Source organism: Azonexus hydrophilus DSM 23864 (assembly GCF_000429605.1).
In the GTDB taxonomy this organism is placed as follows: Bacteria; Pseudomonadota; Gammaproteobacteria; order Burkholderiales; family Rhodocyclaceae; genus Azonexus; species Azonexus hydrophilus.
The window spans coordinates 641,336-657,446 of sequence record NZ_AUCE01000011.1 but is presented as its reverse complement, the minus strand read 5'-3'; the positions used below and the strand labels follow the sequence as shown (position 1 = coordinate 657,446).

The window sequence follows — 16,111 nt, the reverse complement described above, 5'->3', positions numbered from 1 at the left end:
ATTGTCCGGCAAAAACGGCAACGATTGCGTAAGGAATTGTTGCTGCCCGCGAGCTCAGGCAGGCGGCCGGACCCGGTACCAGGCAGCGTAGAGCGCCGGCAGGAAGAGCATGGTCAGCAGGGTGGCAACGGTGAGCCCGCCCATGATCGCCACCGCCATCGGCCCGAAGAAGGCCGAGCGCGACAGCGGGATCATTGCCAGAATGGCGGCCGCGGCGGTCAGCACGATGGGCCGGAAACGGCGCACGGTGGATTCGACGATGGCTTCCCAGGCGTGACGGCCGGCGGCCATGTCCTGGCGGATCTGGTCGACCAGGATCACCGAGTTGCGCATGATCATGCCCGACAGGGCGATCGTCCCGAGCATGGCGACAAAACCGAACGGCCGGTTGAAGGCGAGCAGGAAGAGCGTCACGCCGATCATGCCGAGCGGCGCGGTGAGCACGACCATGACGGTACGCGAGAAACTCTGCAGTTGCAGCATGAGCACGGTCAGCACGACCAGGATGAACAGCGGCACCCCGGCCGCCACCGAGCTGCCGCCCTTGGCGCTTTCCTCAACGGCGCCGCCGACCTCGACCCGGTAGCCGAGCGGCAGGGCGCTGCGCACCTGATCGATGGCCGGGGCCAGCTGGCCGACCACCACCGCCGGTTGCACCTTGCCGTACAGCGTGGCGCGGACGGTCACCGTCGGCAGGCGGTTGCGACGCCAGATCACGCCTTCCTCGAAACCGTATTCGGCGGTCGCGATCTGGGCCAGCGGCACGCTGCGCCCGCCGGCGACAGGCACCGCGAGGTTGGGCAACTGGCCGAGATGGACGCGTTCGGAACGGGCACCGCGCAGCACCACGGCCAGGGTTTCGTTGCCCTCGCGATACTGCGTCACCGTCGTCCCCTGCAGCGAGGTCGACAGCAGGCGGGCGATGTCGCTGCTCGACACGCCGAGCAGGCGGGCCTTGTCCTGGTCGATTTTCAGGCGCACGACCTTGGACGGCTCTTCCCAGTCGAGGTGGACGTTCGACAGTTCGGGATGCTCGCGCAACAGCGCCGCCACTTGGTGTGCGATACGCCGCAATTCGCCGGTATCGCTGCCGCTCACCCGGAACTGGACGGGGAAGCCGACCGGCGGCCCGTTTTCCAGACGGTTGATCATGGCCCGTAACGGCCAGGGTTCGTCCTCGAACAGGCGGATCAGTTTGCCGCGCAGGGCTTCGCGCTTTTCGACCCCGGCCGTGAGAATGACGAACTGGGCGAAATTGGTCTGCGCCAGTTGCTGGTCGAGCGGCAGGTAAAAACGCGGGCTGCCGCCGCCCAGCCAGGCAACGTAGTTGTCGATACCTTCCTGCTCGGCCAGGAACTGTTCGAGACGATGAACCGCCGCTTCGGTGGCCTGGTGCGAAGCGCCTTCGGCCAGGCGCAGATCAACCAGCAGTTCCGGACGCGTCGAATCGGGGAAGAACTGCTGCGGCACCAGGCGCACGAAGGCGACCATGGACAGCACGAAGGCCAGCACGGTCAGCCCTATCACCGGCCAGCGGTGGCGCACGCAGCCATCGACCAGGCGGCGGAAGCGCTCGTAGAAAGGCGTGTGATAGATCGCAAACTCGTCATGCACCTGCTCGTGCGCCGCCTCGCGCTCAGCCAGGCGGCGGCCGAGCGACGGGGAAAGGCGGGCCAACAGGCTGACCAGTCGCGATGGCTGGCGGTGCTTTTTACGGAAATCGGGCAGCAGGTGAAAGCCCAGATAAGGCACGAACAACACCGCCGCCACCCAGGACACGAGCAGCGCGATCACCGTCACCTGGAAGATCGAACGTGTGTACTCACCAACCCCGGAAGCCGCGGTAGCAATCGGCAGGAAGCCGGCAGCGGTGACCAGGGTGCCGGACAGCATCGGCATCGCCGTCGAGGTGTAGGCGTAGCTCGCCGCCCGGGCGCGTTCCCAGCCCTGCTCCATTTTGGTCGCCATCATCTCGACGGCGATGATCGCATCGTCGACCAGCAGGCCGAGGGCGATGATCAAGGCGCCGAGCGAAATCTTGTGCAGGCCGACGCCGAGCATGTGCATGAACATGAAGGTGATCGCCAGTACCACCGGAATGATGATCAGGACAACGACCCCAGTACGCAGGCCGAGCGACAGCAGGCTGACCGCCATGACGATGGCCACCGCCTCGACCAGCACCTTGACGAACTCGCTGACCGAATTGCGCACCGCCCGCGGCTGGTCGGCGACCCGCTCGAAACGGATGCCGACCGGCAGTTGCGCCTCGATGCGCTGCACTGCCGTGTCCAGATTGCGCCCCAGAGCGACGATGTCGCCACCGGCGCGCATCGACACGCCGATGCCGAAAGCCTCCTCGCCCATGAAGCGCATGCGTTCGCTCGGCGGATCCTCGACCCCGCGCCGGACCTCGGCGACGTCGCCGAGACGGAAGCTGCGTCCGCCGATGCGGATCAGCGTGTCGGCAATCGCCTCGACCTCGTCGAAAGCGCCGGACGGGCGCAGCCAGATACGCTCCTCGTCGGTCTCGAAAAAGCCAGCGCCGGTGACCGCGTTCTGCGCCGACAGGGCATTGGCGATCTCGGCGATGCCGACGCCCAGGGTGGCCAGCTTGGTATTCGACAGTTCGATGTAGATGCGTTGCGACTGTTCGCCGAAAAAGCTGACCTTGGCCACATCGGGCACCCGCAGCAATTCGCTGCGGATCGCATCGGCGTGGCGCTTCAGGTCGGCTGGCGACACCCCTTCGCCGACCAGGGCAAACAGGTTGCCGTAGGTGTCGCCGAACTCATCGTTGAAGTACGGCCCGCGCACACCGCTGGGCAGCGAACCCTGGATGTCGCCGATCTTCTTGCGCACCTGGTACCACACCGCCGGCATGCGCTGCGAATGGACCGAATCGCGGGCAAGGAAGAAGACCATGCTCTCGCCGGGCTTCGAATAGCTGCGGGCAACATCGATCTCGGGAATTTCCTGCAGCTTCTTCTCGATCTTGTCGGTGACCTGCTCGGCCATTTCGCGCGCGCTGGCGCCCGGCCATTCGGCCCGCACCACCATGACCTTGAAGGTAAACGGCGGGTCTTCGGACTGGCCCAGGCGGGTATAGGAATAGAGCCCGATCACCGTCAGGGCGATCAGGAAATACAGCACCAGCGATTGATGCTGCAAACCCCATTCGGAAATATTGAAGCGCTCCCGCCGGGCTTTCATCGCCGTACATCCAGGGCCGGCGCACTACCCGCTTCCAGCGGACGCACGCTTTCGCCTTCGATCAACCGGTGCACGCCGGCCACCACCACCCGCGAACCGGCCGGCAGGGCTGTCTTCAGGATCGCAGCATCCTCGCGCAAGGCTGCGATCTCGACCGTCTGCGGCACCACCTTCTGCTGCGCGTCGACCAGCCACACCGTGGCCTTGCCCTCGCGCTGGGTCACCGCCGCCAGCGGCAGGGCAAGTTGCGCCGGCCCGCCATCGGCCAGCGCCACGGTCGCCGTCGCGCCCAGCGGCAGATCGTCGGCATCGGCAATCGCCACCCGCACCGCGTAGGTCCGGGTCGCCCGGTCAGCCGACGGCGACACTTCGCGCACCCGGCCCGACAGACTGCGCTCCGGCGCCATCCACAAACGCACTGTGGCCGGCGCGTCGACGACCAGACCGGCCAGGCGGCTTTCCGGCACATGCACCAGCACCTCGCGCTCGCCCGGCCTGGCCAGGCGCAGCACGCGCTGACCCGCTGCCACCACCTGGCCGGCATCGACGCTGACATCGGTGATCACCCCGGCGCTATCGGCCAGCAACTCGGTGTACGCCTGCTGATTGGCGGTGCTGGCGGCCTGTGCCTGCGCCTGCCGCAAGCGCGCCTCGGCGGCGTCAAGCGCGCTGCGCCGCAGGTCGAGCGCCGAAGCGCTGATGAAATTACGCTGCAGCAAAGCTTCGCTGCGCTTGAATTCGGCCCGCGCCAGACCGGCCTCGGCTTCGGCAGCGGCCACCTGGGCAGCCGCCGCACTGGACGACAAACGCGCGTCCTGCGGATCGAGCCGGGCCAGCAATTGCCCGGCCTGCACCTGGGCACCGGCATCGACCTTGCGTTCGAGCACCTTGCCACCAACCCGGAAAGACAGCTCGCTCTCATGGCGAGCCCGCACTTCGCCGGAATAAACCTGCGCCTGCGCCGCATCGGCGGCGGCTCCCAGCGTGCGCACCAGCACCGCCCGAGGCACTGGCGGCGCGGCCGGCGGTGGCGAGCAAGCGCTCACCAACAAGGAGAGGATCAAGGCGGAGTAACTGACTGACAGTTTCATGAATTTGCTCCCAAGGGCGTTGCCGCCAAGCCATTCAGGACCATGTCGATATGCGCCTGAACATAAGCGTCGGGGTCGATGTTGCTACCGCAGCAGGGCGCCAATGAACTGCGCCAGCCGGCCAGATGGATCAGCGGCGAAATCAACAGGACGTCAATCACCGTCGTATCGACCGCCCGGAAAACGTCCTGGTCGATGCCGCGCTGCACGGCACCGCGCAGCAGCGCCAGGCCGCGCTGGATGACGGCATCGTTGTAGTAACGCGCAACCTCGGGGAAATTCGCGGCCTCGGCCATGATCAGCCGGGGAATGCCCCCCAGTTCGGTACTGCCGATGCGCTCCCACCAGGCTTCGAGAAAGGCGCGCAGCAAAGCGCGGGGATCGCTGCCCGGCTCGGCGAACATCGCTTCACCGGCCTCGATCGCCGGCACCACGCCCTCGCGGATGACAGCCTGGAACAAGGCTTCCTTGCTGTCGAAATACAGGTAGAGCGTTCCCTTCGATACACCGGCCCGCGCCGCAACCTCATCCAGGCGCGTGGCCGCATAGCCCTTTTCGACGAACAGGGTCAGGGCGGCAGCGGTCAGTTCCTGCGGCCGGGCTTCCTTGCGCCGGCGGCGCTGCGCGGGAATGGCGGAATCAGACACACGCAGCCCCTTCCATGGAGCGTGCATCAATGCGCGCGAAGCACCGGGAAACAGGAAAAAACATCTGGCACATCCGTTAATGACTGACTGGTCAGTTATTAAATCCCAGCACGTGCATCTTGGCAAGCATCGCAACAGCAACCGGCACTGCAATGAAAAACGGCGAGGTACATCGCCTCGCCGTCTTATTTTCTCCTCCGCCCTGTTCGGGTCCGGAATGCCGTTCCCCTTTCGGGGCCCTGCTTACATGCTTCTGCGGTACTGACCGCCGACTTCATACAGCGCCGAGCTGATCTGGCCGAGCGAGCAGCACTTGACCGCATCGACCAGCACGGCGAAGACATTGCCGTCCTCGATCACCGTCTGCTTGAGCTTCTCCAGCATGGCCGGTGCCTTGTCGGCATTGCGGGCATGGAAGTCGCGCAGGCGCTGGATCTGCGACTGCTTTTCCTCGTCGGTCGAACGGGCCAGCTCGATTTCCTGCTGGGCCATGCCCTTCGGATTGAGGAAGGTATTGACGCCGATGATCGGGTAAGAGCCGTCGTGCTTCTTGTGCTCGTAATACATCGACTCTTCCTGGATCTTGCCGCGCTGGTAGCCGGTTTCCATGGCGCCGAGCACGCCGCCGCGCGAGGCGATGGCTTCGAATTCCTTGAGCACGGCCTCTTCGACCAGATCGGTCAGTTCGTCGATGACGAAGGCGCCCTGGTTCGGGTTCTCGTTCTTGGCAACGCCCCACTCGCGGTTGATGATCAACTGGATGGCCATGGCGCGGCGCACCGACTCTTCCGTCGGCGTCGTGATCGCCTCGTCGTAGGCGTTGGTATGCAGCGAGTTGCAGTTGTCGTAGATCGCGATCAGCGCCTGCAGCGTGGTGCGGATGTCGTTGAAGTCCATCTCCTGCGCGTGCAGTGAGCGCCCACTCGTCTGGATGTGGTACTTGAGCTTCTGGCTGCGCTCGTTGGCGCCGTACTTGTTCTTCATGGCGACGGCCCAGATGCGGCGGGCGACGCGGCCGATGACCGAGTATTCCGGGTCCATGCCGTTGGAGAAGAAGAAGCTCAGGTTGGGCGCGAAATCGTCGATGTGCATGCCACGCGCCAGGTAGCTTTCGACGTAGGTGAAGCCGTTGGACAGCGTGAAGGCGAGCTGGCTGATCGGGTTGGCGCCGGCTTCGGCGATGTGATAGCCGGAGATCGACACCGAGTAGAAGTTCTGCACCTGGTTGTGCACAAAGAATTCCTGGATGTCGCCCATCATCTTCAGCGCGAATTCGGTCGAGAAGATGCAGGTGTTCTGGCCCTGGTCTTCCTTGAGAATGTCGGCCTGGACGGTGCCGCGCACGGTCTTCAACACCCACTCGCGGATTTTTTCGGCTTCGTCCTCGGTCGGCTGGCGGCCATTCTCTTTTTCAAACTTGGCCAGCTGCTGGTCGATGGCGGTATTGAAGAAGCAGGCCAGGATGATCGGCGCCGGGCCGTTGATGGTCATCGACACCGAAGTGGTCGGGCAGACCAGGTCGAAGCCGTCGTAGAGCACCTTCATGTCGTCGAGGGTGGCGATCGACACGCCGGAGTTGCCGATCTTGCCGTAGATGTCCGGACGCTCGTCCGGGTCGCAGCCATACAGCGTCACGGAATCGAAGGCGGTCGACAGGCGATGCGCCGGCATGCCTTCGGAGACTTTCTTGAAGCGGCGGTTGGTGCGGAAGGCGTCACCTTCGCCGGCGAACATCCGGGTCGGGTCCTCGCCCTCGCGCTTGAAGGCAAAAACGCCGGCGGTGTAGGGGAAGGAACCGGGAACGTTTTCCTTCATCAGGAAGCGCAGAATCTCACCGTCGTCGGTGTACTTGGGCAGGATCACCTTGCGGATCTTGGTGCCGGACAGCGATTCGGAAGTCAGCTTGGTGCGGATTTCCTTGTCACGGATCTTCACCACGTATTCGTCACCGGAATAAGCATCGACGGTCTGCGGCCACATGTCGAGCAGCTTCTTCGCCTTCGGGTCCTGCTGGCTGTCCTTGAACGCCTGCAGTTCGTCAAAGTCAGCGACATTCTTGTCGCAGCCGGCGAACACGGTCTTGGCGATGCGCAGCGATTGGCGCTCGCGAGCAACCGTCACCTGTTCGTCGACATGCTTGTGGTAGCCGCGCACCGCATCGGCGATCTCGGCCAGGTAGCGGACCCGGGCGGTCGGCACGATAGCGCGGCTGGCCGACGACTGACGAACGGTGACCAACGGTAGGGCGCCCGGCTTGAGTTTCAGGCCCTTGTCGGTCAGCGCCGGGACCAGCGCCTGGTAAAGCGCGGTGACACCATCGTCGTTGAAGCGCGCGGCCATGGTGCCGAACACCGGCATGTCCTCGGTCGGCGTCGTCCACAACTCGCGGTTGCGCTGGTACTGCTTGCGCACGTCGCGCAACGCGTCCTCGGCGCCCTTGCGGTCGAACTTGTTGATCGCCACGAAATCGGCGAAGTCGAGCATGTCGATCTTCTCCAGCTGCGAGGCGGCACCGAACTCCGGCGTCATCACGTAAAGCGACAGGTCGACGAAGGGGACGATGGCAGCATTGCCCTGACCGATGCCGGAAGTCTCGACGACGACCAGGTCGAAGCCGGCCAACTTGCAGGCGGCGATGACCTCGGGCAGTGCGACCGAGATTTCGCTGCCGGTGTCGCGGGTGGCCAGCGAGCGCATGAAGATGTTCGGATGCTCGATCGCGTTCATCCGGATGCGGTCGCCGAGCAGCGCGCCGCCGGTGCGCTTGCGCGACGGGTCGATGGAGACGATGCCGATGTTCACGCTGTCACCCTGATCGAGGCGGAAGCGGCGGACGATTTCGTCGGTGAGTGAAGACTTACCCGCACCGCCGGTACCGGTAATACCCAATACCGGCGTGCTCAGTTCGGCGGCAGCCTTGAGCAGCGGCTCCTTGAGTTGCGGCGCCGAACCGTTCTCGAGCAGCGTGATGACGCGCGCCAGCAGACGGCGGTCGCCAGCGCGCAGCCCGGCCAGCACCTGTTCGGCGCCCGGCACGCCCTGCTCGGCGACATCGTAGTCGGATTGTTCGACAACTTCGTTGATCATCCCCTGCAGGCCCATCTGCACACCGTCTTCCGGCGCGTAGATGCGGGTCACGCCGTAGGCGTGCAGTTCCTTGATCTCGGACGGCACGATGACGCCGCCGCCACCGCCGAAGACCTTGATGTGCTCGCCACCGTTGGCCTTGAGCAGGTCGATCATGTACTTGAAGAACTCGACGTGGCCACCCTGGTAAGAGGTGATGCAGATGCCCTGCGCGTCTTCCTGCAGCGCGGCATTGACGATCTCCTGCACCGAGCGGTTGTGGCCGAGGTGGATGACTTCGGAACCGGTCGACTGCAGGATGCGGCGCATGATGTTGATCGACGCATCGTGGCCGTCGAACAGCGAGGCGGCAGTGACGAAACGGACCTTGTTCTTCGGCTTGTAGGGGACGAGCTTCTTGGCGACGGATAGATCGGTCATGACATCAACCTCGACAGTGCAGATGGAAAGGCGTCCATCTTAGGCCGCTTTGGCCATCGCACCATTGTGGGGATTGACGTCTATCGTGCAAATTCCGCCAAGATGTTAGTCTATGTTTCAGACCACTCGAAATCGGCCACGATGCTGCATCGCAACAATCCCACCCCCACCAATCGCAGGCAAGCCTCTGTTGCAATGGGCTTTGTTACCGGCATGCTGGCTGGCCTGGCGCGACGCGGCATCGACCCTACGCCGCTCCTGCTCGCCACAGACATCGATATTGCAGACACCGCCAGCCGCATTCCGGTCGAGCGCTACGCCGCCCTGTACAACCGGATCAATCACGAATTCGACGACGAAGGCTTCGGCCTCTTTTCCCAGCCAATGCGTTGCGGCAGTTTTGAATTCCTCTGCCGCGCCTGCCTGACTGCACCAACGCTGGCCGACGCGCTGCAACGGGCCAGCCGCTTCCTGCACATCGTCCTGCCCGATCTCGCCGTGTCCGTACGACGCACGCACGGCCAGGCCGAACTGGTCATCGCCGAGACGCGACGGCTGGCCGAGGCCGGCGACGACCCCGGCCGGGTCTTCGCCTTCGAGTGGCTGCTGCGCCTGCTGCACGGCCTGGCATGCTGGCTGGCCGGGCGCGGCCTGGCGCTCGACCACGTGATCTTCCCTTATCGCCGGCCGACGCACGCCGCCGACTACGCGCTGATCTTCACCGAGGACTCGCGCTTTGCACCGACCCTGCCGGGCGGCAAGGGTAGCCTGATCGCCAGCTTCAACGCCAATCTGCTGGAGCTGCCATTACGTCGCGACGAGGCGGCGCTCAACGCCTTCCTCGACGGCGCGCCGGGCAAGATCACCACGCTCTACCGGCGCGACCGGGAAATGGTCATCCGCGTGCGCGACCTGCTGCGTGCCGCCATGCCGACGCCGCTGGCACTCGATGATGTCGCCGCCCGGCTGCACCTGTCGCCGCGAACGGTGCACCGCCGCCTGGAGGAAGAAGGTTCAAGTTTCCGCAGCATCAAGGACGCGCTGCGGCGCGACATGGCGCTGGCCCGGCTGGTCAAGACCCGCGACCCGGTCGCCCGCATCGCTGCTGATCTCGGCTATAACGACACATCGGCTTTCTATCGCGCCTGTGTTGAATGGACCGGCATGGCACCGGCACATTACCGGCGACGCTGGGCAAGCCGCCAGGACTAAGCAGCAACACTGTCTCGGGAAGTTGCCGCCACCGGCCTTCTGGGCGACAATTCAAGCGCTGCATTCCCGCAGCCGCTTCAGGGATATTCCATGACCCTCCCGTCTCGACTTGCCGGCCTCCTGCGCATTGCCGTTCTGTCTTGCCTGGGTATGATCAACGCCGTCAACGCTGGCGAATTGCCCCCGCTGAAACTGGGCATCATGCCCTTCAACAGCCCGCTGGCCCTGATCAAGACGCACCAGCCGCTGACCGCTCACCTCGAACGCAGCCTTGGCCGCAAGGTCGTCGTATTCACCTCAACGGACTATTTCACGCACATCAACCAATTGCTGGCTGGCGACTTCGATCTGGCGATCACCGGCCCGCACTTCGGCGCCATGGCGGCCAATCGTGACATGCAGTTGCTGTTCCGCTACGCGATCGAGCTGCAACCGGTTTTCGTGGTTCGCGGCGATGGCCCGATCATCAGTGCAGAAGCGCTGCGCGGCAAGACCATCGCCTTGTCGAGCCGGCTGTCGATCTCTTCAATCGGCGGCATCAAGTGGCTGCAGGACAAGGGTTTCGTCCTCAACCGCGACTTCCGGATTGTCGAGTTCAGTTCTCACGGCGCCGCCGTCGCCGCCGTCATCGCCGGCACGGCCGACGCGGCAATCACCACGCACACCCCGCTGCGCCAGATTCCGGAGGACCTCCGGGCGCGTACCCGGCTGCTGGATACCGACATCCACGTCCCGCACGTCATGACCCTGGCGCACCGACGCCTGGGCAGCGCCAACCTTGAGCGCGTCCGGCGCGCCTTCGCTACTTTTCCCGAAACGCCCGAAGGCAAGGCCTTCTTCATCGAAACCGGCTACAAGGCATACATCCCGGTCTCGCAAAGCGATCTCGACAGTTTGCAGGAATTCATCGAACCGACCCGGCAGATGATGAGGTAACCCGCTTGCAGCTTCCAGCCTTCACCCGCAGTTTGCGTTTCCGCTTGCTCCTGGCCGCGCTCGCCATCGAGTTGCTGGTACTCGCAGTACTGATCGCCAACGGCTTGCGCCTGATCGACGACCGGCTCAACACGCAGACGCTTCGCCATCAGGAAACCATACAGCAGGCCTACCGCGTCGCCGTGGTCGTCCCGCTGGCCAGCCGCGATTATGCGACGCTGCGCGACATTCTCGACGGCTGGCAGCAGAACGAAGACATCGACTATCTGGTGCTGACCGATCCTGAAGGGCACCGCCTGGCCAGCAGCCGCTGGCCGGAAAGCGAAGCCCTGCCACCCCCTGGCCGGCAGGGCAACGACCTGATTCACGCCCGCTTCCCCATCGAAATCTACGGCCAGCACTACGGCGACCTGCAATACGGGCTGTCACTGAAATTCCTCAACGAGGCCCGTCGCGAACTCGTCTGGCAAGGCGCGCTGATCGCCATCGTCGGCATCCTGCTGACGACGATGGTACTGGCCGCGGCCGGCTACTGGCTGACCCGTCACCTGGCCATGCTGGCCGCCGCCAGCAGCCGCATCGCTGCCGGTGACTACCGGGCGCCGCTGCCGACCACGGTCACCGACGAAATCGGCGAACTGAGTCAGAACTTCGCGGTCATGGCCAGTGCGGTCGAAACCCGGATCGAGGAACTGGCCGCCCATCTGACCCGCCAGCAATCGATCCTCGAGGCCTTGGGCGAAGGCGTTTTCGGCCTCGATGAGGCACACCGCTGCATCTTCGTCAATCCGGCGGCCTGCGAACTGCTCGGCTACAGCGCCGACGAAATCCTCAACGCCGACACCCACGCGCTGTTCCACCATCACCACGCCGACGGCAGCGTCTATCCGGCCCACGACTGCCCGGTGCACAAGACCGTCACCGACGGCTTGCTGCGCAGCGGCAACGACTGGTTCTGGCGCAAGGATGGCAGCGGTTTTCCGGTCATCCTGACGGTCAACCCCTTGTGGCGCGACGGCCGCCATTGCGGCTCGGTGGTTGCCTTCCGCGACATCACCGACATCGACAACGCCCACGCCGCGCTGCGTGACAGCAACGCCCGCCTGGCCAGCTTCATCGATGCCCTGCCCGATGTCGTCGTGATCAAGGACGGCAACAACCGCTGGCAGCAGATCAACCATGCCGCCGAGGATCTCCTGGCCCTGCACGGCTTCCCCTGGCTGGGCAAAACCAACCGCGAACTGGCGCACGAACGTCCGGCCTTCCGCAAATTCCATGAGCAGGCGGCGAATACCGACGAGGAAGCCTGGGGCGCCGGCGACATTTCCTGCAGCATCGAATACCTGAATGCGGACAATCAACCGCAGCGCATCTGCGAAGTCCGCAAGTTCCCGCTCATGGCCAGGGATGGCAGCCGCCTGGCGCTGATGGTCATCGCCCGCGACATTACCGAAAGCCGGCGCACCGAAGCCGAACTGGCGCACTACCGCCAGCACCTGGAAGAACTGGTGGCGCGGCGTACCGAAGAACTGGAAATCGCCAAGGAAGCCGCGGAGAGTGCGAATGTCGCGAAAAGCGTGTTCCTGGCCAACATGAGCCACGAAATCCGCACTCCGCTCAACGCCATCACCGGCATGGCCCATCTCATCCGTCGCGCCGGCCTGACCGACGAGCAACGGGAACGTCTCGACAAACTGGAGTCGGCCAGCACCCACCTGCTCAACATCATCAACGCCGTACTCGACCTGTCCAAGATCGAAGCCGGGAAATTCACCCTGGAGAGCACCACGGTGAATGTCGCCGCCCTGTTCGGCAACATTGTCTCGATGCTGCAACCGAAGGCCGAAGGCAAGGACATCCGCCTGATCGTCAATGTGCCGGCACTGCCTGATACCCTGATCGGCGACCCGATCCGCCTGCAACAGGCGCTGCTCAACTATGCCGGCAATGCCCTGAAGTTCACCGAACACGGCAGCATCAAGCTGTCGGCCGAAATACTCGAAGACGCCGGCAGTTCCGTGATGCTGCGTTTCTCGGTCGCCGATACCGGTATCGGCATCGAACCCGAAGCGCTGGAACGCTTGTTCTCGGCCTTCGAACAAGCCGATAACTCGACCACCCGCAAATACGGCGGCACCGGCCTCGGCCTGGCAATCACTCGCAAGCTGGCCGAACTGATGGACGGCCAGGTCGGCGCCGACAGCATCCCCGGCCAGGGCAGCACCTTCTGGTTCACTGCCCGCCTGAAACGCGGCCAGGCCGCCGGTGAAGAGCGCTTGCACGAACTCACGGCAATACCCCCGCAATATCTACGCAACCGGAACATCCGCCTGTTGCTGGCCGAGGACGAACCGATCAACCGGGAAATCACGCAGATGCTGCTCGACGAAATCGGCCTGCAGGTCGACTGCGCCGAAGACGGCCAGAAGGCACTGCAAATGGCGTCAGCAACCGCCTACGACCTGATCCTGATGGACATGCAGATGCCGCACATGGACGGCCTGGAAGCCACCCGCCGCATTCGCGAACTCCCAGACTACGCCGATACCCCCATCCTGGCCATGACCGCCAATGCCTTCGTCGAGGACAAAGCCCGCTGCTTCGAGGCCGGCATGAACGACTTCATCGCCAAGCCGGTCAAGCCGGAAGTGCTGTTCGCCATGCTCGACAAGTGGTTAGCCCGGGAATAACCAGCACCGGGAGAAATCCAAGGCAATCAACCGCCCCCGTTTCCGGGTAATCGGATTACCTGAGAGCCGCTCTCAGTGCATCTATCAGTCGAGCCAGACGCTCGGCCAGTAGCGCCAGATCAATTTCGGCCCGTGCCCGATCACCTTGCTTGAGACTGGTATCCAGCAGGGTCGCCAACAGGAAAATCGGTACGGCCCCGACATTCCCTGCCGCGCCCTTGAGCCGGTGGGCCACTCTTTCGGCAGCATCGAGCTGGTTCTGGCCGATCAAGCGCGTCAGTTCTTGCGCATCGTTGCAATGCGCCTCGACAAAGACCTCCAGCAGACGCCGATAGAAAGCCACCTTGCCGCGAGCCAGCCTGAGACCCGCAGCCAGTTCGAGATCGGGTATCTCTGCCAGACGGGTCGTCAGTGCTTCCTCCTCGCCGGATACCTGAACCTCGCCCCGGCCATCCCCTGTTTCGCTTTTCTGAACGACCGGCAACCACTTGCACAGCTTGGCGTATAGCTGCTCTGGATCGACCGGTTTGGCAATGTGATCATTCATGCCCGCCAGGACTGTTGCCTGCCGATCCTCTTCGAAGGCATTGGCCGTCATGGCAACGATCGGAATATCCTGCCACCCCGGCAAAGCGCGAATGGCACGGCAGGCATCCAGGCCATCCATATTGGGCATCTGGATATCCATCAAGACCAGGTGATAGTGCTGCCGACGCGCGAATTCAAGCGCTTCGGCACCGTCGCCGACGACATCAACCGACAGCTTGACCGCACGCAGCAATTCAAAGGCGATTTCCTGATTCACCGGATGATCCTCGGCCAGCAGCACCCGGGCCTGTTCGCCACGGGCTCGCAATTGATGCGCCGCATCGCCCACTCCATCCATCTGCGCCAGGATCGCTTGTCCGCGCTTCAGGCGAGCGGTGAACCAGAAGATGCTGCCTTGTCCGAGGACACTTTCGGCGCCGGCCTCGCCCCCCATCATCTCGGCCAGCCGTCGGGTAATCGCCAAACCCAGGCCGGTACCGCCGTACTGCCTGGTGGTCGAGTTGTCAGCCTGGGAAAACGGCTGGAACAATCCGGCAAGCTTCTCTGCGGCAATACCGGGTCCGCTATCGGTGACCGAGAAGCGAACCAGCAGATCATCCTCGCGTTCTTCAAGCAGTTTGGCGGCCAGGGTGATATGACCTCTTTCGGTAAATTTCAAAGCGTTGCCGGCAAAGTTGAGCAAGCACTGGCGAAGACGCATGACATCCCCACACAACCAGAGCGGCACCGCATCCGGATCGACATGAAACGCCAGTCCTTTCGCGCGAGCCTCGTCCGAGAGCATGGAATGGACGTGGTCGAGCACTGCGGAAAGCGGAAAATTTCCTTGCTCGAGTTGCAATTTTCCGGCCTCGATTTTCGAGATGTCCAGAATGCTGTTGATGATCGACAGGAGGTGCTTGCCGGCAATGCTGACCTTGTCGAGCCGCTCGATCTGCACTGGCGACGCCTCTCCACGCAGCAGGTGAACGAGCCCCAGGATGACGTTCAGCGGCGTCCGGATTTCATGTGACATGTTGGCCAGAAAAGCCCCCTTTGAGCGACTCGCGGCCTCTGCCGTGGCCCTGGCTTCGACAAGTTCGGCAGTTCGGCTTTCAACGACCGCTTCGAGTTGATCGCGGTGGCTTGCGATCTCGGTATTGGACTGGCGCAGTTGCGCCCTGGCCTCCTCAACCTGGCTGATCAGGCTGTTGAAGGTGGCGGTCAATTTCTGGACTTCATAGCTGCTGCCTGCTTCCGGGAAATCGATGTAGGTCAGCTGGCTGGGCTCCAGCGTGGCAATTCGCTCGGTCAGCCGGGTCAGGCCGTTGGTAATGCTTCGCCCCAGCCACCAGATACCGCCGATGCCAAGCAGCAACGCCAACCCCATCCCCAGCAGATAGAAAAACCTGAACCGGCTCACCGGCTCGTAAGCCTCGACTGCCGGCAGGTTGACCCCGACGATCCAGTCATTGACTGTCAAGCGCTGGAACGACGAGATGGCGTGCAGGCCCCGGCTGGTGACGGTCTCACCGCTTCCTTCCCAACCCTCCAGGGCTTGGTCGTACAAGCGGTTGGCGCTGGGCGGTACATCCTGCTTCATGATCCTGGACGAGTCAGGATGAAGAATCATGGTCCTGTCCTGGGCATACAGGAAGAAGTAGCCGGTATGCCCATACTTGACTCGAACCAGGTCCATGAAGAGGCTCCCCTCGGCCAGCAGGTCGATCGCGCCCCCCAGGATCGCCACCAAGCGTTGACGTTCGTCGAATATCGGTGCCGTCAGCATGACCGTCGGGTGACCATGCTTGCTCGAGGCGTACGGCTTGGAAATATAGGGTTTGCCGGTTTCCAGCGTCCGCAGGTAATACTCACGGAAAGATGCATCGAAACCGCGACGCCCCGGCAAATGCGGATTTTCCACCAGCAAGCGGCCGTCGGGCCTGAAGATGAACAAGCCGTTATTGAAGAAACTGCTCACGCCGGCACGGTTGTCCAGCCATACCTGGGCGGCATCCGGATCACGCAGCACCTTATGGGGCAAGACCTGGGCCACGCTAATCAGGGCGCGGTGGGCAGAGAGCAGTTTGTCATCCAGCGCGCGGGCCACGTGGGTCAGGCTGGTAAACTGCTGAGCCATGGCCTGTTCGCGAATCTGCTGCTTGAAGTAGATATAGGTGACCGTGGCGGTAATGGCCAGAACCAGCAGCAGAAACAGGGCAACGCCCACAATCAGGCGTTGCTTGATCGAGTTCGGATTGTGCCTAAGCATGCGCCAGCCTTGGTC

Annotated in this window: 8 protein-coding genes; 3 read left to right on the top strand and 5 right to left on the bottom strand. The window is 63.5% G+C overall.

Translation table 11 applies throughout. The features are described from left to right. Positions 1–54: 54 nt before the first annotated feature. From G471_RS16615 to icmF, 4 genes are all read right to left on the bottom strand, one after another. Positions 55–3,213 (bottom strand): efflux RND transporter permease subunit, encoded by a 3,159-nt coding sequence (locus G471_RS16615; RefSeq protein WP_043420673.1) that lies wholly within the window; start codon positions 3,211–3,213, stop codon positions 55–57. Further along, positions 3,210–4,304, bottom strand: coding sequence for an efflux RND transporter periplasmic adaptor subunit (locus tag G471_RS0103700; RefSeq protein WP_028994138.1), 1,095 nt, complete (start codon positions 4,302–4,304; stop codon positions 3,210–3,212). The genes G471_RS16615 and G471_RS0103700 overlap by 4 nt, the downstream gene beginning before the upstream one ends. Continuing rightward, positions 4,301–4,951 carry a TetR/AcrR family transcriptional regulator gene (locus G471_RS0103695; protein ID WP_043420820.1) on the bottom strand — a complete coding sequence of 217 codons (651 nt, stop codon included), beginning with the start codon at positions 4,949–4,951 and terminating at the stop codon, positions 4,301–4,303. The genes G471_RS0103700 and G471_RS0103695 overlap by 4 nt, the downstream gene beginning before the upstream one ends. Before the next feature lie 243 nt (positions 4,952–5,194). Beyond that, the gene (gene icmF / locus G471_RS0103690) at positions 5,195–8,458 is read right to left on the bottom strand and encodes a fused isobutyryl-CoA mutase/GTPase IcmF (RefSeq protein ID WP_028994136.1); all 3,264 of its coding nucleotides are present in this window, start codon (positions 8,456–8,458) and stop codon (positions 5,195–5,197) included. A 195-nt stretch (positions 8,459–8,653) separates the two neighbouring features. Between icmF and G471_RS0103685 the strand changes: the two genes are divergently transcribed. The 3 genes from G471_RS0103685 to G471_RS18220 all read left to right on the top strand — a co-directional run bounded on the left by G471_RS0103685 (position 8,654) and on the right by G471_RS18220 (position 13,296). Then, positions 8,654–9,670 (top strand): AraC family transcriptional regulator, encoded by a 1,017-nt coding sequence (locus tag G471_RS0103685; protein WP_088177945.1) that lies wholly within the window; start codon positions 8,654–8,656, stop codon positions 9,668–9,670. Positions 9,671–9,760: 90 nt separating this feature from the next. Next, positions 9,761–10,606 carry a phosphate/phosphite/phosphonate ABC transporter substrate-binding protein gene (locus G471_RS0103680; protein WP_081700084.1) on the top strand — a complete coding sequence of 282 codons (846 nt, stop codon included), beginning with the start codon at positions 9,761–9,763 and terminating at the stop codon, positions 10,604–10,606. Positions 10,607–10,611: 5 nt separating this feature from the next. Beyond that, complete coding sequence (locus G471_RS18220; protein ID WP_051295255.1) at positions 10,612–13,296, top strand: response regulator; 2,685 nt, start codon at positions 10,612–10,614, stop codon at positions 13,294–13,296. Between the two features lie 55 nt (positions 13,297–13,351). Here the strand turns inward: G471_RS18220 and G471_RS18215 are convergent, their stop codons facing one another. After that, complete coding sequence (locus G471_RS18215; protein ID WP_169720479.1) at positions 13,352–16,054, bottom strand: hybrid sensor histidine kinase/response regulator; 2,703 nt, start codon at positions 16,052–16,054, stop codon at positions 13,352–13,354. Positions 16,055–16,111 lie beyond the last annotated feature (57 nt).

Coding starts and splice junctions, on each gene's coding strand:
- icmF (WP_028994136.1), bottom strand. CDS start 8,458: ATGACCGATCTATCCGTCGCCAAGAAGCTCGTCCCCTACAAGCCGAAG.
- G471_RS0103680 (WP_081700084.1), top strand. CDS start 9,761: ATGACCCTCCCGTCTCGACTTGCCGGCCTCCTGCGCATTGCCGTTCTG.
- G471_RS0103685 (WP_088177945.1), top strand. CDS start 8,654: ATGGGCTTTGTTACCGGCATGCTGGCTGGCCTGGCGCGACGCGGCATC.
- G471_RS16615 (WP_043420673.1), bottom strand. CDS start 3,213: ATGAAAGCCCGGCGGGAGCGCTTCAATATTTCCGAATGGGGTTTGCAG.
- G471_RS0103700 (WP_028994138.1), bottom strand. CDS start 4,304: ATGAAACTGTCAGTCAGTTACTCCGCCTTGATCCTCTCCTTGTTGGTG.